The organism is Companilactobacillus sp. HBUAS59699 (assembly GCF_036913575.1).
Taxonomy (GTDB): Bacteria; Bacillota; Bacilli; order Lactobacillales; family Lactobacillaceae; genus Companilactobacillus.
This window is the reverse complement of the sequence record NZ_JAYKTV010000003.1, coordinates 302,101-324,010: the sequence shown is the minus strand read 5'-3', so window position 1 is coordinate 324,010 and position 21,910 is coordinate 302,101. Positions and strand designations below refer to the sequence as shown.

The window sequence follows — 21,910 nt, the reverse complement described above, 5'->3', positions numbered from 1 at the left end:
TTTTTGTGTAATTACTTAATTTAACTGTAGGTCATGCAATATCATGAACAAAACATGAAACTTAGCCCTGTCCACTCCTAAAAAATAAATAGAACAATCATCACAATCCCATTCCATACTTATCATGTTGAGCCGAAGGGCGAAAACAAGGAAGCCCGCAGTGCTTGTGGAATTAGCGATTTATCGCTTAGTCCACGGACGTATTTTGAAATTCGCGGTCTATGCGAAGTTCAAAATCGAGCTTGGAGATCTTAGCTCCAAGCGGTCCCACAGCGGCTTTCTTGTTTTCAACCGCGGGCGGCATCAGAACACCTACCTACTCAACAACCTTGCTGTTAGCTTTTTCCACAGCCGCAATTGCCAAAGCACTGACATAATTAACCGGCTTGTCAAAGTTTGGTTGGAAGAGGAAGTCAACCATAGATAGCTCATCAATAGTTACTTTCTTTTGAATAGCTAAGGATAGCAAGTTAGCTGATTGAGATACATCGTACATACTTGTCAAAGCTCCACCAAGTACTTCACGTGTTTCAGGATCCCAGACTAAGTTCATCAATACTGGTGTTGTCGATAACATGAATTCTGGACGATAGTTATCTTCAAGCGTTACGCTCTCTACTTCTTTGTTGAGAACTTTGGCATGTCCAACTGTCAAACCACTAGCAGCGTATGTTCTACCGAATAGTTCAACGGCTGATGATGATTGTGTTCCCATGTACTTAGCAGTGTCTTTTTCAATATTGGCACCAACCAAGATACCTTGACGAACAGCATTCGTTGCCAAAGGAATGTATTGATTATCATTAGTTGGATTGTAGTGAACTGATGCAGCATCCCCAGCTGAGAAGACATCTGGTTTGCTGGTGTGCATGTATTCATCCACGATCAAAGCACCATTTGGAAGTGTTTCGAATTCATCCTTGAACATATCAGTGTTAGGACTGAAGCCAACGCACATTACCGCAACATCAGCCTTGTATTCATTCTTATCAGTCTTAACGATAACACCGTCAGCTGTTTCTTCGAATGATTGAACTTTTTCACCAAGTCCTAGTGTTACACCATTGTCACGATAGTCCTTTTCAGCGACTTCTGACATATTCTTATCAAAGTTCTTAGCCAAAACATCTGGCAAAGCATCGATCAAAGTTGTTTCTTTACCAAGAGTAGCGTAACCTTCTGCCAATTCAGCACCGATGTAACCAGCACCGATAACAATAGCACTCTTGATATTTTGAGCATTTTCTCTCAACTCTGTAGCATTTGTCCAGTTCTTGCACAATTGAACACGATCAGAGTCGATTCCAGGAATATTTGGAACGATAGGAGCTGAACCTGTAGTGATGACTAATTTATCATAGTCATGTTCAGAAACATCACCAGTTTCCAAATCTTTTACAGTTAGTTTTTTATTATCAAAGTCAATATTAGTTACATCATGCTTCATCTGCATGTTTGCACCTAACTTGGCGAGATCCTCAGGACTTGAATAGAACATCTTATTAGGATCTGAAACACGATCACTTACCCACAAAGCGATTCCGCATGACAGAAATGATAAATTATCATTACGTTCGTAGACTGTAACTTCCCAGTCTGGATGTGCCTTCAAAATGTTCATTGCTGAAAATGTACCTGCGTGTGTACAACCAATAATACTAACTTTCATAGTATCTACCATCCTTCTATTGTGATAATTTAAACTATTGCTATAGACAGAATGTCAAACCTAAGCAAGCGCTTACCCAAGATTTATAAAAAAATATGCCATGACTGATATTTAATACAAATCCATCTATAGCAACGTTTCCCCTTCTCTCTCAATAACCAAATTACTATTTTTGACCGTAAAGCAAGAAGTAACTATATTATCATACAAATATATTAGTTTGTGATGTTAAAAACAAATAAAAATTTTTGTCTAAATTGAATAGAATTGTTTAAACAAATGTTGTATACTCTTCAATGTGAAAGGGGTACAGATATGATTGCCAATGCAATTCCTTCCTTTTATTAAATAAGTAAAACGTGTTACGGTACACATCCTCATATCGTAGCAGGTTCTATTACAACTCAAAGTAAATATAAATTGCCCCCCTCAATCAATTTATACTTATCGAGTTAGTTTCGTCAGTTTCCATTTTCCCATTCCGATGATCACTGATTGAATGCTTTCATTAATTAATAAAATCCCTCTCTATTTTTGACAAATTTGGAAACCTCACATAATCATATCTGGCCACTTGCACTACTGGTAACCCGTTACACAGTATGTGTGACACAAAATAGGCTCGTCCCCCCAAGAGGCGAGCCTATTTTTTTGTGCTCTTTTAACAATGCTATTCTTGAGTAAAAATCCACGTTAGCTTACCATTAAAGAGTATTTAATAATTGGGAGGTCAATAAAATGTATACTGCATCAGATAATCGTTACAACAATAATTCTGTGCGTCACGCCGGTTCTACCGGCCTAATGCTTCCACCAATTTCTCTAGGATTATGGCGCCACTTTGGTAGTGCTGATCCACTGAGCGAACGTCGAAAAGTTATTTTGCACGCCTTTGACAAAGGAGTCTTCCACTTCGATGTTGCTAATCACTATGGCGATGGTCAAACCGGCTTCGGAACTTCCGAGGAACTACTTGGTCAAATCCTAAAAGACGACTTGAAACCATATCGTGATGAACTAGTTATTTCTACCAAAGCTGGTTACGAGATCCACGATGGTCCTTACGGTATCGGTACTTCTCGCAAGTCATTACTTCAAGATATCGATGATTCACTACAAAGATTGAACCTTGACTATGTGGATATTTATTATGCCCACCGTTACGATGACCAAACACCAATTGAAGAAACAGTTCGAGCATTGGACGATATTGTTCGTTCCGGTAAAGCACTCTATGTTGGTGTTTCAAATTACGAAGTACCAGAACTCAAGCAAGCTATTTCATTGTTCAAAAAATTAGGTACTCCCTTCGTACTTGATCAAATGAGTATGAATCTATTGAACGATCACGTTGAAACTAGTGGTTTGGCAAAACTACTCGAAGATAATGGCGTTGGTGCAATTGCCTACGGCCCATTATGCGAAGGACTATTGTCAGATCGTTATCTCAACGGCATTACTGACGACTTCAACATCCATCGCACTAATACTGATTTGTTGGACAAGGGTCAAGATGCCTTGGTTGCTAAGCTGAATAAGCTAAACGACATTGCTAAGAATCGTGATCAAACACTCAGTCAAATGTCACTAGCTTGGTTATTGAAGGATCCGGTCGTGGCTAGTGTAATTATCGGTACTACTAGTGTTGAGCACTTGGATGAGAACTTAGGTGCTTTGGATAATTTGAAGTTTTCTGCTGATGAGGTTAGTGAGATTGACGGTTTGATCAGGGGTTAAGGTAGTGTGGTGTTCTACTGCTGTTTCCGTCTCCGGTCGAAGATGAAAAATCCTGCTGTGTAGAACGTCTGGAGCCTTGGTCTCCAGACTCGATTTTGAACTTCGCGCAAACCCGCGAATTTCAAAATACGTCTAGTGCTGTAAAAACGAGAAGTTCACTCGTTTAACACCACTGCCACTGCGGGATTTTTTCATCTTCAACCTCCGACTTCCCCTCTGACTTCGTCTGGGGCCTTTGTTTGTCGGTATATAATTACTATAAAGTAAAAAATCTGTTAGGAATTCCAATAAGGATTTCTAACAGATTTTTTTGATCACAAATATTTAAAGAGTATCTAAGTCTCCAGAGAAAAGTATCGGAGCTAGCCGTAATAGTGTTGTCGAACGGTGGTCTTCCGTTCTTACAACACTGACGACTTTAGAAATTTTCGGTCCTCAGAAAAGTTCTAAAGCGAGGTTCCAGACCTTGGCTGGAACCGGTCATACAGCGAGCGGAGATACTTTTCTCTGGAGACGGCATCCCCCATAAAACAAAAAAAGAACATCTATTCAAAAGATGTTCTAAATACACATAGTGCCATCTGCAGGATTCGAACCTGTGACCGCCGGTTTACGATACCGATGCTCTACCAACTGAGCTAAGATGGCAAAAGCGCCTATAAAAAAATACATCTAATTCGCAAGAACTAGATGTATTATCAGCGCACCTAGGTTTTTCCTAAGTATATAACTCCGGATGTCAGACTCGAACTGACGACACCCTGATTAACAGTCAGATGCTCTACCAACTGAGCTAATCCGGAATAATTCAATAGTCGCTTTTCAACAACTATTAAATTTTATCAATCTACTAATAAAACGTCAATATCTATTTAGCATTTTCTTTAGTAATTTTTGTAACTCCACCCATGTAAGGTACCAAAACGTCAGGAATTGTAACTGATCCGTCTTCGTTTTGATAGTTTTCAAGAATTGAAGCCACACATCTACCAACAGCCAAACCTGAACCGTTCAATGTGTGAACTAGTTGAGCCTTGCCATTTTCATCACGGTAACGAATTTGGGCACGACGTGCTTGGAAGTCTAGACAGTTTGAACAACTTGAGATTTCACGGTACTTGCCTTGTCCTGGCAACCATGTTTCAAGGTCATATGTCTTAGTTGAACTGAAACTAGCATCCCCACTTGATAGCACGATTACGTGATAAGGAATGTTCAACTTCTTCAAGATGTTTTCAGCATCAGCTGTCATCTTCTCTAATTCAGCGAATGATTGTTCTGGTCTAGTAACCTTAACCATTTCAACCTTGTTGAATTGGTGCATACGGATCAAACCACGAGTATCACGGCCGGCACTACCTGCTTCTGAACGGAAACTTGGTGATAGAGCTGTGACCTTCTTAGGAAGTTCCTTACCATCAAGGATCTTGCCAGCAAAGTAGTTTGTCAATGGAACTTCGGCTGTAGGGATCAATGTCAATGGGTTCTCATCAACCATAACCGTATAAACATCTTCAGTAAACTTAGGGAATTGAGATGTACCAAACATTGCTTGGCTGTTGACCAAGTAAGGTGTGATCATTTCTGTATAGCCTTCCTTTTGGTGTTGATCCAACATGAAGTTGTAAACAGCACGTTCAAGTCTAGCACCCATACCAATGTAGTAAACAAAACGACTACCAGAAACCTTAGCAGCTTGATCGAAGTCCAAGATACCTAGATCTTCACCGATTTCCCAGTGATGCTTTGGTGTGAAGCTGTATTCAGGAATATCTCCCCACTTACGAACTTCCTTATTGTAACTTTCGTCAGGTCCAACAGGAACTGAATCATCAGGAATATTAGGTAGACGAACTAAGATATAGTTCATCTTGTCAGCTGTATCTTCCAACTTAGCGTCCAAGTCTTTGATGTCAGCACCAACTTGCTTCATGTCCGCAATTTCTTGGTCAGCATTTTCTTTATTACGTTTCTTTTCAGCGATACCTTGAGAAACTTTGTTTCTCTTCTCCTTTAGTGTTTCACTTTGAACTAATAGATCACGGCGATTCTTATCTAGATCCAACAAGTGATCGATCTCTTCAGCTGTAACACCACGTGACTCTAATTTTTTCTTAGTCCAATCTGGATTTTGTCTGATCATCTTAATATCAAGCATTGATTTTTTCCTCCTAAAATTTGTAAACAAAAAAAGTAGCCACTCATCCCGTAAAGGGACGAATCGACTACTTTTCGCGGTACCACCCAGTTTCAATGTATAACAAATACATTGCACTCACAGACGATATCGGATCAATCCGAACGGCATTACCCGTTAGCTAGAATACTGGAATAGAAATCTTAGCGATTCACACCAACCATCGCTTCTCTGAAAGATTCTCAAATAGGTACTCTCTTGGCTTTGTTTATTTATCTATATAGTAATTTAAAATCCATTAAAATTCAAATTAATAATGATAATGTCTCTTAGTATGTTCAACATCGATGTCGTCCAACTTCAAGAACTTCGTGTGGTGACGGATCTTGTAGTATGCCCAGCAGACGAACAAGACAATTAGTCCACTGTAACTGATCAAGAGACGCATTACGTTAAAGTTAACTAATGAACGAATATCTTGACCAATAATGATGATGATACCAAGGATGATCGCTAGGATCGGACCAAATGGGAACCACTTAGCCTTGTACTTCAAATCATCCAAGCTGTATCCCTTGTTGATATAGGCCTTTCTGAAACGATAATGCGAGAAGGCAATTCCGATCCAAGCGATGAATCCTGTCAATCCACTGGCCGCAACTAGTAATTCATAGAATGAATCACCGTACAAACTAGTGAACAAAGCGGCACCACCGACTAAGGCAGTGAGTAGAAGTGAAAATACCGGCACACCACGGTTGTTAGTTCTCTCGAACGTATGTGGTGCCATGTCATTCTTACTCATTGACCACAGCATACGACTGGCAGCGTACAGACCAGAGTTAGCAGCTGAAATAACTGACGTCAAAATAACAGCATTCATGATACCAGCAGCTAATGGGATACCGACCTTCTTGAAGACGATCGTAAATGGACTGATAGCAATATCGCCAGCCTCTGAACCTAATAAGTTAGGACTTGTATAAGGAATAATTGCTCCAATAACCGCAATAGATAAAATATAGAATAGAAGAATTCTCCAGAAAACTTGTTTGATAGCCTTAGGAATACTCTTCTCAGGTGTTGCTGACTCACCGGCAGTGATACCGATCAACTCAGTACCCTGGAACGAGAATCCAGCAACAACGAAGACGCTCAGTACCGCTGGCACTCCGCCAACGAATGGTGCATGTTTGTATGTGTAGTTACTCAAACCGATGGCTTGTCCATCGCCACCAAGAATACCCATGATCGTTAAAATACCAACGATCAAGAAGACGATAACCGCAGTAACCTTAATCGATGACAACCAATACTCAGTCTCACCGAATGAACCAACTGAAACTAGATTGATAATCAATAAAATAACTAGGAAGCTCAAACTGATCTTCCAAGACGACCAACTTGGGAACCAATACTTAACAACAATCGAAATAGTTGAAAGATCAACAGCTAACGTAATTGCCCAGTTGAACCAATAATTCCACCCTAAAGCGAAGCCAAAGGCGGGGTCGATAAACTTAGTAGCGTATGTCGCAAACGACCCTGAAACCGGCATATATGTAGCCATCTCTCCTAAACTAGTCATTAAAAAGTAAACCATCACACCAATGGCAACATATGCCACCAATGCTCCTCCGGGACCGGCAGTCGAAATTGACGAACCACTAGCAACGAAGAGTCCAGTACCGATTGACCCACCAAGAGCAATCATGGACAGATGTCTAGTTTTCAACGACCGATTCACATCAGTATTTTCCATTTTTTTCGTTTCCCCCATCTTGGATTTTACAAAAAAATCCTTATTACCAGAAGAAACTACTGACAATAAGGATTCGATTTTCATCCAAATGATCAATAGCCCAACGCACCAATGTGCGACAGTCCGTTATCTCTTAAATAACGGCCCAACAAGATTACCAATAGGGGTAATGAAGTTTCGGCATTGTCACCTTTTACACTAAATCTTTGTACCCTATCATACTCAAAAGTGCTAATTATTGACAATGCGCCTCTATCTGATTACAAAATATTATAAATAAATGTTACCATAGTAGCAAGTAGTGTCACAAATTAATTCTGTTTTATTTAATAAGCCAGAGTCGGGGGAATTGAACATGTTGGAGCAAGTGTTCTTAGTAAAGCAAGATGTTGAAAAATATCGGATGCTCACGGTGATAAAATCATTGCCACCACAGGAGCTCAACCTTAGTAATATCAGTAATAGAATGCAATTCACTTATCAGAAGACTTACAATATCTTCCAAGCCTTACTCGAAGATATCATGGAAGTAGCACCGGATATGGATCCGAAGGTGACTAAGATCGAATCGATCGATTTTTCAAAAATCGCTATCGACACATACAGATTGTATTTAGTCCAAAATTCCATTGTCTTCCAAGCCTTCAATTACGGACTAACTAACGCCAATCCGTCCTTTGAAGCCTTCAGTAATGAACACTTCACTAGTAAATCAACACTTAATAGAAGAATGTCTTCCTTCAGATCGTTCCTAAAAAACTTCGGCTTAAAGATTTCTAACTCCACCCTGGAGATCAAAGGTGACGAAAAATGTATCCGTTGGATGGCATACTTCGTCTACTGGTATATCTATCATGGTCAAGAATGGCCATTCCTACTGATCAAGCAAGACGACATAGACGACATTATCGACCGCTCTGGCAAGACATTCAGTAATCCTATCACTTCCTCGCCATATCGCGTATTAGACTGACCAAACGTAATTATATTACCAGTATGGATAAATATAACGATGTCTTCGGTAATCAAAAACTCGGTGAAGACGTATTGCGTCGTGAAGACTACACGATCGTACCGATCAACGCCTTAGATAATGAGAACAAACTACTCAACTTGTTCCACAAGATGGTCTTCCAACCTAGTGCTGAGATCTATGCACAGCCAATGAACTTCGATGTCAGAATCAATCCCAAGTTCTATGCCTTGGTCTATCACTTCATTGACTTCCTCAAGGAACACTATCGTGATGATATGACCGTTTATCACAACCAAAAAGTCCTAAAAGATATCATGACTTACGTCTCACGTGATATTATCTTCTATTACATCATGGCTAACGACGGTATCGTTAAAGGCAGCTACTACGACAAGAATCCTGAAGATACCAAGTCCTTGTCATCCCTCTATCAAGATATCCATGAGTTCTTCTCCGATGTCGACGATGCCGAATATCACGGCGTACACAACGGTGCCGAAGCTATCGCCCATGACTTGTATCAGATCCTGCCTAGTTATATCAATACGATTCAGAAGCAAGATTATATTCATGTCAAAGTCCTAGTCGATCCCGGTAACGCCGCCGAAGAAGTTGTGCTGAGAAACGTTAGAACACTAGAATTCGTCCAAGTCGTTCCTAGTGATCAATACAAAGACGTTGACGTCCTGATCTCAACCTTGGACATCTTACCTCGTGATTATGAATTAGATCTCTATCCAAAGAATATGAAAGTTATCCCTTGGAATATCACCAATACACGAACTGATTACATCTGGTTGCTAGTCAGATTAAATCAAGTCTACGTTGATAAGCTCAAAGCTCGTGACGCTGATAAGAAGAAAAAGACAAAAAAATAAGCCTTGCGGCTTATTTTTTTTGCATTAATTCTCTTTAACATTCACTACATCAACAGCTCTAACCCACTCATCAGTAGCCACACGATACATTGTGAAGCCATCAATGACAGCAGTCTTATCAGTTATCCAACTACTATTCGCCGTCAATTGCCTATTAGTTACCGCATGACCACGTTCATCATAGACCGTTACGTTGTAATTATTAGTTTGCACTACCGCATGTATTGGCGTGTACTCCAAGGCATCATCAGCACTGACGAATTCATTGCTTCCTACACGATAGTACTTAGTACCATTCATGTAAGTATAAATATCCGTTACCCAATCACTATTAGCACGCAATTGTCTGCCCAATTTGACTTGATGGGCATTGAGCAAGTCCTTACTTGAGTCATTGTAAGTCTTGATAAACTTGTTGTTTGCCGTATAGACATAGACATCGTCCATCTTGACCCACTCGTCAGTTGCTACACGATAGTACGAAACACCATCTCTAGTCAACTTCTTATCAGCGAACCAGCAAGTATTCGGCTGCAAAGCACGATTAGTGATCAATTGACCTTGAGTATCGTACAGCCTTGCTGCAGGTTGATCAGCGAATGTTGCCACATCAATATTCACATCCGTTATTTCAGAAGTTGGCGTAGAAGTTGAAGAACCACCGCCGTTATTAGTTGGGTTCTTAGTATAAGTAACATACCCTGCCCCTGTAGGATCAACTACCGAGAAGTTACCATCCTCGTCGATCGATACTTCGACAGTCTCCTTGTCAGCTGTGTATCCTGGATATCCTGGGACATCTATTGTTATAATAGTGCCTTTTTCACCGCTAGCTTCCACTTCTACTGGGTCCTTATGGTTTGAAGGGATCGTTACAGTTCCCGAAACAGGATTCTGTCTGTATTCAATATGATCATTTGTACTTACATTGAATGCTTCATTATCGTCCGGTCCTTCAATAGTTCCCGAAATCGTTACAAGATAATTGCCATCATCATCGGCAACTAACTTAGTTCCATTCTGATATAGGGTATATCCTTCAACTGCTGGGATTTCAATATCTGCAGTAACTTCATTACCCGGCACTCCATGAGCAGTTTCTTTAATTTCGTAGCTTTCACGTGATTCATCACTGTACGGTACAGATACCAACAAAGTGGCATCCTCAGTACGGACATATGTTTCATCGAATTTACTATACTGTTCATTGTTGTCTCTCTGCTCAGCAGGTGTTAAATATTTGTTAAATACATCAGTTAGTTCGCCCCCATCTTTTTCACCCTTTGGGTCATTTTCAGTACCACTACCCACTGCATAATACTCAGGGCTAACGTTAGGAAAAGGTGTGGGTCTATCATTTTTCAAAAAGACAACCTTTTTGCCTAGTTTTAACTTATAAATATTAGTGGAACCAAACATAGCTCTTGTGTTTTTATTGGAAAACATATCAAAATTAGATATATCTAGTGCCTGCAATGATGAAGAAACTGCAAACATAGCCTGCATATTCATTACATTACTTGTATCAAAGGATGACAAATCCAAATTTTTTATCGAAGACATATTTGAAAACATATATTGCATAATTGTAACTTTACTTGTATCAAAGGATGATAAATCTAAATCTTTTACCGCAGACATATCAGAAAACATATAGCCCATCGATGTTACATTACTTGTATCAAAGGATGATAAGTCTAAATCTTTTACCGCAGACATACCAGAAAACATACGACTCATATTCGTTACATTACTAGTATCTAATTTGTTAAGTCCATTAATTTGAGTCACATTTTTTAATCCTTCAAACAAATAACTAGAATCTTCATTAGCTGTAACAGAATCGTCTATTTGAATTGACGTAATATTATTCGAATAATTACTGTCTACCCAATATTCATCATTGCGTGAACCTAATTCACCAGCACCAATGTGTAATACCCCAGTATCATCAATAGTCCAATTCGATGTTCCAAATTGACCGCTATCAACAATATTATTTGTATCAGCTGTTGTATCGTCAGTACTTACATCATTTTCCCCATTTTCAACTGGAGCACTAGCTAATGAATACGTACTAATAGATTCAGAATTAGTTTGATCATCATTAGTTTCAATGGCGGTATAATCAACAGTTTCATCAGTCGTTATAGTTCCATCGTTGTTCACATTGGCTATTACCATACTCTTATCAGCTTTATATTCAGTTTTTACTGGTACGGTAACGGGCACGGTTTGACCTTCATTACCTGTAACATCATTTACAGTAATAGCGCCTAGATTAGACTGTATAGTTACATTTGCTGTCACAGACTGATCCTGATCTTGTACAACATTTGGATCATTCGTGGTCGTACTACTTGAAGCTACTGTATCTGATGTTCCTACTACATCAGAGTCAGCGCGCACATCTACACCGGTTAATGCTCCTCCTAAAAGGATTCCTGCAAAAGAAAGTGTTGATACGATCGCCCACTTTTTTTCAACCGTAAATAATTTCCTTTTTACAACCATATTAGAGTCGGATTTAAATCGCATGTGTTTCATAAAAGTCTCCCTCCAATTTATAAAAAACATGTAATAAAGTTATTTATATACGCTTTCATTATGACACATTTTATTACCCTAAAAGGGCATTTTTGCATAATTGGCTAGTAAATTATGCAAAAAAATAAGCCTTGCGGCTTATTTTGAATCTACTTACGACTTCTAGTCTTCTTACCATGCGATCCAGTGGACTTATTACGTTGTGAATAATACAAGAACATCCACAAGGCAACCAGAATCAAGGCAATAATACCGACGATAATTATGATCCATTGATTACTCTTCCGACCGGTCTTTTGTTCAGCTTGTTCTTCGACATAATCGACATCACTCTTACTTACGGAAATAGTTCTAGTAAAGGTCTTCTCATATCCAGCCTTGCTCTTAACAGTTATAACTGCCTTGTACTTACCTGCACTCAAATCCTTAACGGGAATGAAATAATTAAACTGTGAATTTGGTGCAATTTGTAAGTTCTTAGCATTATACTTCGTCGTATCACTATTGTGATAGATCTTAGCCTTTAACGTAACCTCATTGATATTGATTGGTGCAGTGTTATCCATGGTATAGGCAATACCAGAGTTACCAGCGACTGACTTAGGCTTGGCGTTAGTCATATGCATATTAGGAGTCACCCCATCGTCTTTTGAACGCAAGACAACACCTTTAACATATCTAACCTGATTCTTGATGTTAATATTCTTAGATTTAGTTGGACTAACATTGGCTGTTGTCGTTACACCACCTAGGATAATTCCAGTATATTCACTAGAAGGCGACTTAACTTTGAAACTAACCGTCTTAGCTTGACCGACTTTCAGATTAACCGTTGTCTTGCGTTTGCCATCAACTAAAGAACTCAATGAAGGATTCTGATTCTTGTACAACTTCACATTGTACTTGTCATAACCAATAACACCAGAGTCAGCCGTATAAGCATCGTTGACCTCAGCTTGTACCTTAATCGGCTTACTACCAGTATTAATGATCATAACCTTCAAGTCTTGTTCCTTATTAGGCTCAACCTTCAGGTCAAAGTAAGACTCGTTCTTATCGATCTGATTATCAGGTAATACCGCTTGAACTGAATATGATTTGTCAGCTGCCGCATTAGCCTTAGTTGGATATGCAAAACTTATAAACGATAATAATATAGTAAATACAAATAAAATTTTACGTTTCATATTAACTCCTATTCTGATGCCAAATTCCCCAAAAGATCAATACGACGAGAGATACCAATACAAGTACGATCAAGATGTACGTAATTGACTTATCATAGACCAAGTTCTTACAACGTGAGTTGATATCATTAGCTTGTTTCTGGGTAATCGTATAGGTTTTCTTGAAATTCCAAACAGCCTTACCACTTCTGGCTACACCCTTGACCTTATACTTACCTGGAGCAATCGGTGTTTGATTCTGGTTGAAATCAATTGGTATCTTGGAATTAGGGGCAACTTTCGGATAAGTCAGATCAGCCGTCATTTTCTTAGGTCCCATGTTGAACCTATCTAACCAGCTTTCACGTTTGACTGTGGCATGAACTATAACTTTTTTCATCATACCTGGTTGGTTGTTCTGGAGGTTAACGTAAACATGAGGTTGATAATGCTCCACCCCTAATGACAAACTGTGCAAGCTTAGTATTCCACCGACAGCCTTATTGTCCTCAGTTATCCACACAGGAATAACTGAGTTTCCCCTTTCATTTCGATTAACATCGTATACCTTTAGACCACCTATGATTAATCCCTTTAACTTCTTATCAGGTAACTTCACGTTAAAAGTTAAATCTTTAGTCTGACTTGTTTTTAAAGTTACAGTTTGAGGCTTAGTCATATCCGCAAATGCAGACTGTAACCCATAATCACCAGTTTTTATATTCTCAGTATAAGCAATTTTTCCATCAGATGAAGTTGTGGCATTAGTCGGTACGACCCTGAGTCTGAGTGCTCTAATACCAAAGTTACCAATAGATATTTTTAATTTTTTTACTCCATCTTTTTTACCAATAATTTGAAATTTATCAGTGACATCTGAATCACCAATTAATGGAGTTACTGTTACACCATTAATATCTGCATGAGCAGTCTTGGGTGTCATAAATATAAACAGCATACAGAAACAAACAACTGATAATAAATAGAACATTTTTCTCTTCATGTTTTCTTAACTCCATAAGCCTAGATATGTGTGTACACATCAATAATACTAAAAAAGCCGTTCCAAGTCTTGGAACAGCTCAATTTAATTTTTAATTTTAAAATATTAACGACGACGTCTTCTAGTTGGTTGATTATTTGGTCCACCATTATTGCCGTTGTTCTTGTTGTTTTTCTTACCTAGATAAATACCTAATCCTAGAATAATAGCTAGAGCTAAGATTGCTAGAAGAATGTACAACCACATATAATTAGGCTTGATACCTGCAAGTTTATTATACTTAGCAGCATCAGAATTAGTAATTGTAAAGTCCTTATTAAGAACCCAGCTCTTTATACCACCAGCAGTTTTATAAGTTAACTTCAGATGATAATCACCCGCTTGAAGTGATTTCTTGCCCCAAGAAATTGAATAATTATAATTTGAAGTTGGTGCTATTTCTTGACTGGTGCTTTTATTTGTTATTTTAAATTTCTTGTCACCTTTTTTAGTTACGATGGCTTCTGCACTCAAACTACCAGAATAAGAATTATTAGAATTATGGACATTTGCTAGAACACCAGGCTCTTTACCATTAGTAGCTGCAACAGTATTAGGTTTTACAGTTCTAACAGAATATTTTGGCTCAATTTTATCTTTTCCAGTTTGATGTATTTGTATTGGAATAGAATAACTAAACTTGTTCTTTATTAAAGTACCATTTGAAGTTACGGTACCCTTTGCCTTTTCTTTATAGGGACTAACATTAAAACCACCCATTAAATAACCATCAAAGCTTTTTTTGGGTACAGTTATCGTTGCAGTTACTGTTGCAGTAGACTTTCCTGGAATGGATATGGTTCCCTTATTAGGTGTAACTATATTTCTTGTTTGAATTTTTAGTGAAGAATCCACTACTTTGGTCTTATCATATCCTAAATTTCCGTTGTCGGTTGTATAAGCAGTATTAGCATTATACAAAAAAGTTCTAGTATCACTTTCCTGATTAACAATCCCCAGTTTTACTTCTACCTTTTGACCAGGATCACCTGTAATAACATATGATCCGTTATCTATATTTACATTATCGTTAGATTTTCCTAAAACTTGTAATGCATATCCACCATTTGTCGCTGCTTTTACATTTGTAATATTATTAGATGCAAAAGAAAAGATACCAATAATCGACATGACAGTAAAAACGAGTTTACTTATAATATTTTTCATACTTAATCCTCCATTAATACTAACCACCATTGCTTTTATTATAAAGTAAAAACCACTACTAGTGTAGTGGTTTTTACATAATTCATTAAACTAATATTATTTGTCTTTAAGCTTCAGGAGCTGCTGCAAGTGTCCATGTAATTGTACTCTTGTATGAAGTTACAGCATTTGTACCTTGAGCATCTGTAGGAACAGCCAATGATGCATCTGCTGGAGTGTGGAATTGTGCAGTAACTGCACCGGCTTTATATGATCCCTTTGTCATATTCATAACTGTTCCAGCTGCTCCAGTATCACTAAGAATGGCTTCACTTGTTTTTTGTGCTGTAGCTGCAGGATCTACTGTTACACCATCAGCATCATTTGCAATATCTGTAGGGTTCAATGTTAGAACAAATCCACCCTTTGATGGTCCACCTGTAAATGATCCTAATGAAGCTGTTAATTTAAATCCTGGTTGGTCTGCACGTGAATCTTGAACTGTCAAATCACCATTAGGGTTATTGTCACCATCATTATTGTCACCTTCGGCATTATTATCTACCAATTTGGCATTCTTTTGACCGGCAACGGCTGAACCAAATCCAAGATTAGGAACATCTTTAAGTACTAATAGTCCTGAGATAACATCAACATTAACATTTGACTTAGCAGATGCTCCTGTAGCATCTCCTTCTGCCTTTGTATCAGAATCAGCAATTGCAATATAATTTGAGCTGTTCAATGTACCTGTTGTTGCTTTTGAAACAACTGTACCATCTTCTTGTTGTTCAAATGAACCTGTAGCAGCGAACGCTGTTGTTGCTGGTGCAACTAATCCTAATACCATACCTGCTGAAGCTAAGCTACCTACTAAAACGTTTTTTGATAATTTCATGTTTATATCCTCCCTGATATAGAAAAATTATTTTTTTAAGTTCTTCTTGATTACGGTTACTATGTTATCAGATTTTCCGTTGCGTACACTTCATATTTCGTAAAGCGAATTTTCAAAATCTGAACTTTTTTCGTAAGCCTTAATCAGTGGTGAAACGGTGGATCTTCTTCATATAAAAAGCGAACAGACCAATCAAAATTGAAAAGCCCATAATAACATATCCATACTCGTGCGCATCTCCCGTTTGCGGATAAGATGACATGTTATTTACATTTACCGATGGGGTATAACCTACATCTTTGGTTGTAGGACCTGCATTTGTGCTTTCACCGGTATTATCACCAGTTACTAACACATGGGCATTAGATCCTGTGCCGCCATCTCCTGAATCATCAGTGTTGGCAACGACAGCCTCTGATCTAGCTACGCCCCCAGAGTTATTAGTAGACTCAGCGATAACATGGTTAATGCTGAATCCGCCAACAACTCCTAGAACAATTACGGCAATTGCAAAATAACCGACTATTCGCTTTTTCAATGAAAGACTTTTTCTAGTTCTTTGTCTTTTTTTCATATCGAAAAACCTCTCATCAAAATCAGTCTATTATCTCCTTACCGATTACTAGTTTATCATCTATTTCTTCCCTGCAAGTTCGTATTTGTTAAGAAATTCTTACGAGAAGTGACACTATGGCTTGAGTAGGTAATATTCGATCAGATCATTGGTATTGTCCAATAGGGTGAAATTCTGGTCCACCTCATAAATATATTTGAAATTTTGTTTGACAAGCAGTTTTTGAGGGGCAATATTGTGTTTTTCGGCTGCCGCCCACAGTTCTGTCAGCTTCAATTCCTCAAAACTATACTTGATCATCAATTCTACCGCCTCAGTCGCAAGATGCTGCTGGCGGTATTTTTCTTCTATTATAAAACCGAGTTCTCTAGTCAACTCCAAACCGCTATTCAAACCACGTTCATTCAACTCAATGATTCCTACCATTAATGAGTTCTCTTTCAACGCTATACAATAAGAAGTTTCTAGTTTCAAATACCGGTCGAATATCCGCTTAGCTTCATTAATATCAGTCGTATACTCCATCCCTGACAGTTCATGATTACGTTTATTCTTGACTAATTCATAGAAGGCATCGAAGTCCCCCTCTTGAAAATTACGTATGATTACTTTGTTTCCTATTAAATGCATCTAATCTTCCTCAATCAATCTATTTACTAACGCCATTATATCGAAGTGATATCGGACGAGGATCTCTACCAGAAAGTTGCCGAAAAGGCTGAAGCCGATAATCGAAGCGTCAATAAGTATATTGTGCATCTTTTACAACAAAACACAAAAGAAACAATCTTCGAGAATTGCCTTCGCTATCTATTCCTCCTACGTTTGAAAAAGAGTAAGCCGCTGTGAGCCGGATCAAGCCTTGGTCTTGATCCTCGATTTTTAACTTTGCACAATACGCAAATTTAAAAATACGTCAGTGGACTAAGCGATAAATCGCTAATTCCACTAGCACTGCAGGCTTACTCTTTTTCAATCTCCGGCTAGTGTTATTTTTTATATTTGAATTGTACGTAAAAAAAGTGGTTATGAGTTTTGGCTCATAATCACTTTTTTTACATGTATCTTCTTTTCAACTCCGTATCATCTTTTGATGGTAAATAACCATATATTTCATAAAACTTATTGGCCCATTCAAATAATATCTCCTGATATTTATTCTGTACCTTATGATTATTTTCGATTTCATCTAAGGTCGCAGGACTTATTCCCAATTTCTTAGAAAAAGTTCTTATATCAAGATTTAATTTTTTTCTAATGGTTCTGATATCATTAGAACTTAAATAACCCAAATATTTTTTATATTCTTCAATAGTAGGAAAAGACTCGATGCTCCTATTACCACCATTAGCCGTACTTTTTGGCAAACTACACATTAATTCGTAAAATTCAAGCGACCATGAAAATAGCACATTTTGATAACTATTTTGAATAATATGATTATTCTCTATATTAGACAATGTTGTGTAACTTATTCCTATTTTATCGGCAAACGATCTAGTAGATAAATTTAATTTCTTTCTTAGTTGCTTTATTTCAGATGGTTCCATGTATCCAACTTTTTTTCTATAAGCATGAAAGTCAGCATACACATTTTCCATAGGATTATCAAAATCACCCCAAAGTTCTCCATTTGAATCTTTCCAATACCTATGTTCTACAAGAAGATCAGTGACATTTCTAACAGTAACTACTTCCATTTTCTTTACTTCAACATATATTTCAGTAGTATCTTTTTCGTAATTATAAAATCTTTTTTTATTAGCCATTGTCCTCATTCCTTTCTTCTTGTATTAACAACGGGTAATGTAACGGATAAAGGGCAATATGATATGATATCCAAATCACAATGCCATTAGGTTTATCTTGAAACTTTAAATAACATTCTTCGGAATTTATATTTATGCCAAATATCCAAATATCTCCGGTAGAAGGCGGCATATGATTATCCGGCTTTGGACCAGAGATATAATTTTTCCATGTTAAATTATCTACCAAAATTTCAAAAGCTATCTTTTCATCAATAGCCAGTCGAGATAAAGTTTCTAAATTCTTTGGTCGCATGCTTAAACGCCATTCATTCCTACGGCTAAAAATATTCTGAAGTTCTTCATTTACCTTTTCCCGGCTGATCACAAATCAATACCTATACCCTATATTTTTTCATTATCATAATATCACATTTTGTTACTCATCAATAACATTTGATTTTAAAAAAAGTCATAAATCAGAGGTAAAAACAAAAAAGCCCGCAGTGATAGTTATGTTGAAATTCGGTACGAAGTTCAACATCGAGCCTGGAGATTTTAGCTCCAGGCGGTCCCACAGCGGCTTTTTTGTTTTTTCCCGGAAGCACAACTACTTACGGATATCCAATATATTACCAACATCAGTCCGATCAGTCCTGATACAATTCAACTTACTGTTGTCGGGATATCCCATGGCAATACCAACAACTAATTCTTGATTATCAGGTATCAACAATTCCTTCTTCAAGATATCCGGATAAGCAACCAAGCTGTACGCTGGAATAGTGCCAATTCCCCAACTGGCAGCTGACAACATCAACGTCTGACCGAATGATCCGAGGTCAAAGAGTGTGAATTCACTTGCCTTATTGCTGGCAGTCAAGAATGCGATGGCTGGCGCATGATATAGATCAGCACGTGCTTCTTGGAACTCTGGATCACTAGTACCTTCATCCCCAATCGCACTCTTCACTGAATCGCTCCAATGATCAATATTCTTCAACGACAATTCAGATCTATCAGCACGATGTGGTGTCGTCAAATCTGGATCACTAGGCAGATTATTCTTCTGTGCATTCTTATATGATGACCTGATGCGTTCCAACACTTCGTCCTTAGCAACATAAACATGCCAAGGTTGTGAGTTTTGCCATGATGGAGCATGACTAGCATCTTTGATTATTTCTTCTATTAAACTGTCAGATACTTCTTCGTCACTAAATGAACGAATCGATCTTCTTTTGTAAATCAGGTTTTTCCCCAAAACAATACCTTCAATCTTATTTTTAGGACTTCAATCCATTTTAAACTATAATAGTATTATTAACACGTAAACTATCGGAAAGGTGTGAATTTTTATGGACTTAGATTTCAAAGGCAACACAGTTACTACTATTGGTACACCATTATCTGTTGGTGATCAATTCCCTGACTTCACAGTACTCGACAAGGATGGCAACAAGGTTACTCTCAATGACTTGATCGACAAGCCACTGCTGATCAGCGTCGTTCCTGACATTAACACACGAGTATGCAGCATTCAAACAAAGCACTTCAACACTGAAGTCGGCGGACACAGTGAGATCAACTTCGTAACTATTTCTAAGAATACAGTTGAAGAACAATCGCACTGGTGTGCAGCTGAAGGCGTTAAGAATATGAAGATGCTCTCAGATGTTGACCAAGATTTCGGTAAAAAATCTAACCTATTAATTCCCGATTTAGGTATTTTAGCACGTTCTGTTTGGGTTGTGGACACAAATAAGCAAATTCTTTACTCAGAAATTTTGAAAGTTCAAACTAACGAACCTAATTATGACAAAGTATTAGATCAAGTAGATCAAATGAACTAAGCAAAAAGCCGGCTGATTGCCGGCTTTTTTGGTATATGAAGCAACAAAAAAAGTAGATCGCTGTTAACTTTGGCAGGTTAACGATCTACAGTCTCCAAAATAAGTTTAGCCACCACTTGGCTGTCAGGAGAGATGCGAATAACATCTCTATTTTTTGTACACTCATAATATAACACAGATCATTTGAAACTTCTCTTGTTATCTTCTGCGATGTTTAACAAAGGTTACAAAATGCAGTATCGACCCTAATAATACGAAGAAGATAATCGTGAAGCTTATATAGTCTGTCCAGAAGTTGTCAGGCATAATTTGTTTTAGCGGTAATTGAATGCCCATGGTGATCAATGCCATCACGGCGATCATGAAGAATAGCTGAATATATCTTTTCAATGTCGAATCGTCCTTTCGTTTACGTTGAGAAATCTTGTGACCGTACTTCGCACACAATTTCAACTTGCTCTCAGGTATTTCTTTCATTCCGAATGTCCCTGGCAAAACTATCTCACCGGTCTTAATGACACCAGCAGCTGACATAACACGGTCGATCGTCTTGAAGCTCTCGTCAGTTACACCGGTGACGAAGTTTTCTAAAGTGCTGACGTAACAAGATGTGATACTCAAATAATGCTTATTCTTGAATTGGCCAGGTATCGTATCGCCATTGGGCTTGAAGTAAACAAACTTGGGGCGCATGCAGTCGAAGAAGTTCTTCAGAACTCCTGATAACTCGCGCCAATAAGTTGGTGCCGCAAAGACCCAGACGTCACTCTCGGATAATTTATCCGACAAGTTATCAAGCACTTCGTTCTTCTCGTGGTACTTGTGAGGTGTGATATCGTAGTCTTCCAAAAAAATTGTTTCGGTTTCGACGCCTGAATCAACGTTACTCAGAACAGCATCTAACAGTTTGGCATTGATACCATGCTCCTGATGAGATGCTAGGATTCCTAATATTTTCAATATAGTACAACCTCCCTCTGCGTTACCTAATATTATAGACAAATTCATATCAGTGGCAAAATAGAATTAATATTGGTATGGTTAAATTAACGGTAACATATCAAAAGGAGGAATTATATCAATGAAAGTCCTAATAATTGGTGCCCATGGAAAAGTTGGACACTTGCTGATAGGCGAATTACAATCTAACAACATTGATTTTGTCGCTGGTCTACGTAGTCAAAAACAAATCGATGCCTTCGAGGCTAACAACATCCCAACTCAATTCATCGACTTGACAGCTTCACTTGAGGATATCCACAAGTCGATCAAAGACTCCGGTGCTGACGTCATCGTCTTCTCCGCTGGTGCTGGTGGCGCCGGATATGACATGACACTTCAAATCGACCTCGACGGTGCGGTCAAGACAATGATGGTCGCTGAATCTCTTGGGATCAAACGTTACATTATGGTAAGTTCGATCTTCAGTGACAATCGTGACAAGTGGGATGCTTCCGGTATCAAGCCTTACATGATCGCCAAACATTACGCTGACGAACACCTTCGCGGAACTGACCTCGATTATACGATCATTCACCCCGGTGCTTTGACAGATGAAGAAACAACTGGCAAAGTCAAATTGCTTGGCAATGATGAATCAGGCAGCGTTCCTAGAATCGACGTGGCAAAATCATTGACGGCCATTATCAAGAATCCTAACACAATTGGCAAAGAGTACAATATTGCTAGTGGTGATACACCGATTGATAGTGCGTTTAACTAATATACACAAAAAGGAAGCCGTTTGGCTTCCTTTTTATAATCTCTTTTTTCTGAC

The 21,910-nt window shown here is 38.3% G+C and carries 19 protein-coding genes, 2 tRNA genes and 1 riboswitch; of the genes, 5 read left to right on the top strand and 16 right to left on the bottom strand.

Annotated features, from left to right (window positions below; genetic code table 11):
• Positions 1-316 precede the first annotated feature (316 nt).
• The gene (locus U8519_RS08045; RefSeq protein WP_334329805.1) at positions 317-1,669 is read right to left on the bottom strand and encodes an FAD-dependent oxidoreductase; all 1,353 of its coding nucleotides are present in this window, start codon (positions 1,667-1,669) and stop codon (positions 317-319) included.
• A 738-nt stretch (positions 1,670-2,407) separates the two neighbouring features.
• Between U8519_RS08045 and U8519_RS08040 the strand changes: the two genes are divergently transcribed.
• Positions 2,408-3,406, top strand: a complete 999-nt coding sequence (locus U8519_RS08040) for an aldo/keto reductase (protein ID WP_334329804.1) — start codon at positions 2,408-2,410, stop codon at positions 3,404-3,406.
• A gap of 575 nt (positions 3,407-3,981) precedes the next feature.
• Here the strand turns inward: U8519_RS08040 and U8519_RS08035 are convergent.
• From U8519_RS08035 to U8519_RS08020, 4 genes are all read right to left on the bottom strand, one after another.
• Positions 3,982-4,054: transfer RNA gene (locus U8519_RS08035), tRNA-Thr, on the bottom strand.
• A gap of 82 nt (positions 4,055-4,136) precedes the next feature.
• Positions 4,137-4,209 (bottom strand) — tRNA-Asn (locus U8519_RS08030).
• Positions 4,210-4,274: 65 nt separating this feature from the next.
• Positions 4,275-5,564, bottom strand: coding sequence for a serine--tRNA ligase (serS, locus tag U8519_RS08025; RefSeq protein ID WP_334329803.1), 1,290 nt, complete (start codon positions 5,562-5,564; stop codon positions 4,275-4,277).
• A gap of 289 nt (positions 5,565-5,853) precedes the next feature.
• Positions 5,854-7,305, bottom strand: a complete 1,452-nt coding sequence (locus U8519_RS08020) for an amino acid permease (RefSeq protein ID WP_334329802.1) — start codon at positions 7,303-7,305, stop codon at positions 5,854-5,856.
• Between the two features lie 88 nt (positions 7,306-7,393).
• Positions 7,394-7,568: riboswitch (Lysine riboswitch) on the bottom strand.
• A 92-nt stretch (positions 7,569-7,660) separates the two neighbouring features.
• Here U8519_RS08020 and U8519_RS08015 point away from each other — a divergent pair.
• Both U8519_RS08015 and U8519_RS08010 read left to right on the top strand, forming a co-directional pair.
• A complete protein-coding gene (locus tag U8519_RS08015) occupies positions 7,661-8,278 on the top strand; it encodes a helix-turn-helix domain-containing protein (RefSeq protein WP_334329801.1) in 618 nt (205 codons plus the stop codon).
• Positions 8,279-8,301: 23 nt separating this feature from the next.
• Positions 8,302-9,159 carry a hypothetical protein gene (locus tag U8519_RS08010; RefSeq protein ID WP_334329800.1) on the top strand — a complete coding sequence of 286 codons (858 nt, stop codon included), beginning with the start codon at positions 8,302-8,304 and terminating at the stop codon, positions 9,157-9,159.
• Positions 9,160-9,183: 24 nt separating this feature from the next.
• Here the strand turns inward: U8519_RS08010 and U8519_RS08005 are convergent, their stop codons facing one another.
• The 10 genes from U8519_RS08005 to U8519_RS07960 all read right to left on the bottom strand — a co-directional run bounded on the left by U8519_RS08005 (position 9,184) and on the right by U8519_RS07960 (position 19,544).
• Complete coding sequence (locus U8519_RS08005) at positions 9,184-11,706, bottom strand: BspA family leucine-rich repeat surface protein (RefSeq protein ID WP_334329799.1); 2,523 nt, start codon at positions 11,704-11,706, stop codon at positions 9,184-9,186.
• A gap of 149 nt (positions 11,707-11,855) precedes the next feature.
• Positions 11,856-12,893 (bottom strand): DUF916 and DUF3324 domain-containing protein, encoded by a 1,038-nt coding sequence (locus tag U8519_RS08000; protein ID WP_334329798.1) that lies wholly within the window; start codon positions 12,891-12,893, stop codon positions 11,856-11,858.
• 1 nt (position 12,894) lies between these two features.
• Positions 12,895-13,875: a WxL protein host-binding domain-containing protein gene (locus U8519_RS07995; RefSeq protein WP_334329797.1), complete on the bottom strand. Its 981-nt coding sequence runs from the start codon at positions 13,873-13,875 to the stop codon at positions 12,895-12,897.
• A gap of 105 nt (positions 13,876-13,980) precedes the next feature.
• The gene (locus U8519_RS07990) at positions 13,981-15,081 is read right to left on the bottom strand and encodes a DUF3324 domain-containing protein (RefSeq protein WP_334329796.1); all 1,101 of its coding nucleotides are present in this window, start codon (positions 15,079-15,081) and stop codon (positions 13,981-13,983) included.
• Between the two features lie 106 nt (positions 15,082-15,187).
• Complete coding sequence (locus U8519_RS07985) at positions 15,188-15,958, bottom strand: WxL domain-containing protein (protein WP_334329795.1); 771 nt, start codon at positions 15,956-15,958, stop codon at positions 15,188-15,190.
• 139 nt (positions 15,959-16,097) lie between these two features.
• Positions 16,098-16,532, bottom strand: coding sequence for an LPXTG cell wall anchor domain-containing protein (locus U8519_RS07980; protein ID WP_334329794.1), 435 nt, complete (start codon positions 16,530-16,532; stop codon positions 16,098-16,100).
• Between the two features lie 114 nt (positions 16,533-16,646).
• A complete protein-coding gene (locus U8519_RS07975; RefSeq protein WP_334329793.1) occupies positions 16,647-17,162 on the bottom strand; it encodes a GNAT family N-acetyltransferase in 516 nt (171 codons plus the stop codon).
• A 425-nt stretch (positions 17,163-17,587) separates the two neighbouring features.
• A complete protein-coding gene (locus U8519_RS07970; protein ID WP_334329792.1) occupies positions 17,588-18,301 on the bottom strand; it encodes a helix-turn-helix domain-containing protein in 714 nt (237 codons plus the stop codon).
• A complete protein-coding gene (locus tag U8519_RS07965; protein ID WP_334329791.1) occupies positions 18,294-18,668 on the bottom strand; it encodes a hypothetical protein in 375 nt (124 codons plus the stop codon). Before U8519_RS07965 ends, U8519_RS07970 begins: the two co-directional genes overlap by 8 nt.
• Positions 18,669-18,890: 222 nt before the next feature.
• Positions 18,891-19,544, bottom strand: coding sequence for a nitroreductase (locus U8519_RS07960; RefSeq protein WP_334329790.1), 654 nt, complete (start codon positions 19,542-19,544; stop codon positions 18,891-18,893).
• Between the two features lie 94 nt (positions 19,545-19,638).
• On the opposite strand from U8519_RS07960, the gene tpx reads away from it, so the two are divergent.
• Positions 19,639-20,133, top strand: coding sequence for a thiol peroxidase (gene tpx / locus U8519_RS07955; RefSeq protein WP_334329789.1), 495 nt, complete (start codon positions 19,639-19,641; stop codon positions 20,131-20,133).
• 198 nt (positions 20,134-20,331) lie between these two features.
• On the opposite strand, the gene U8519_RS07950 is transcribed toward tpx, so the two are convergent.
• Positions 20,332-21,093 carry a flavodoxin family protein gene (locus U8519_RS07950; RefSeq protein WP_334329788.1) on the bottom strand — a complete coding sequence of 254 codons (762 nt, stop codon included), beginning with the start codon at positions 21,091-21,093 and terminating at the stop codon, positions 20,332-20,334.
• A gap of 121 nt (positions 21,094-21,214) precedes the next feature.
• Here U8519_RS07950 and U8519_RS07945 point away from each other — a divergent pair, with 121 nt between their 5' ends.
• Entirely contained in the window at positions 21,215-21,856 is a 642-nt protein-coding gene (locus tag U8519_RS07945) for an SDR family oxidoreductase (RefSeq protein ID WP_334329787.1), read from the top strand.
• Positions 21,857-21,910: the final 54 nt, after the last annotated feature.

Excerpts from the sequence above, each read along its gene's own strand:
- U8519_RS08005 (WP_334329799.1), bottom strand. The coding sequence starts at position 11,706 with ATGAAACACATGCGATTTAAATCCGACTCTAATATGGTTGTAAAAAGG.
- U8519_RS08000 (WP_334329798.1), bottom strand. The coding sequence starts at position 12,893 with ATGAAACGTAAAATTTTATTTGTATTTACTATATTATTATCGTTTATA.
- U8519_RS08040 (WP_334329804.1), top strand. The coding sequence starts at position 2,408 with ATGTATACTGCATCAGATAATCGTTACAACAATAATTCTGTGCGTCAC.
- tpx (WP_334329789.1), top strand. The coding sequence starts at position 19,639 with ATGGACTTAGATTTCAAAGGCAACACAGTTACTACTATTGGTACACCA.
- U8519_RS07985 (WP_334329795.1), bottom strand. The coding sequence starts at position 15,958 with ATGAAATTATCAAAAAACGTTTTAGTAGGTAGCTTAGCTTCAGCAGGT.
- serS (WP_334329803.1), bottom strand. The coding sequence starts at position 5,564 with ATGCTTGATATTAAGATGATCAGACAAAATCCAGATTGGACTAAGAAA.
- U8519_RS08020 (WP_334329802.1), bottom strand. The coding sequence starts at position 7,305 with ATGGAAAATACTGATGTGAATCGGTCGTTGAAAACTAGACATCTGTCC.
- U8519_RS07990 (WP_334329796.1), bottom strand. The coding sequence starts at position 15,081 with ATGAAAAATATTATAAGTAAACTCGTTTTTACTGTCATGTCGATTATT.
- U8519_RS08045 (WP_334329805.1), bottom strand. The coding sequence starts at position 1,669 with ATGAAAGTTAGTATTATTGGTTGTACACACGCAGGTACATTTTCAGCA.
- U8519_RS07945 (WP_334329787.1), top strand. The coding sequence starts at position 21,215 with ATGAAAGTCCTAATAATTGGTGCCCATGGAAAAGTTGGACACTTGCTG.
- U8519_RS07975 (WP_334329793.1), bottom strand. The coding sequence starts at position 17,162 with ATGCATTTAATAGGAAACAAAGTAATCATACGTAATTTTCAAGAGGGG.
- U8519_RS08015 (WP_334329801.1), top strand. The coding sequence starts at position 7,661 with ATGTTGGAGCAAGTGTTCTTAGTAAAGCAAGATGTTGAAAAATATCGG.
- U8519_RS07970 (WP_334329792.1), bottom strand. The coding sequence starts at position 18,301 with ATGGCTAATAAAAAAAGATTTTATAATTACGAAAAAGATACTACTGAA.
- U8519_RS07995 (WP_334329797.1), bottom strand. The coding sequence starts at position 13,875 with ATGAAGAGAAAAATGTTCTATTTATTATCAGTTGTTTGTTTCTGTATG.
- U8519_RS07980 (WP_334329794.1), bottom strand. The coding sequence starts at position 16,532 with ATGAAAAAAAGACAAAGAACTAGAAAAAGTCTTTCATTGAAAAAGCGA.
- U8519_RS08010 (WP_334329800.1), top strand. The coding sequence starts at position 8,302 with ATGGATAAATATAACGATGTCTTCGGTAATCAAAAACTCGGTGAAGAC.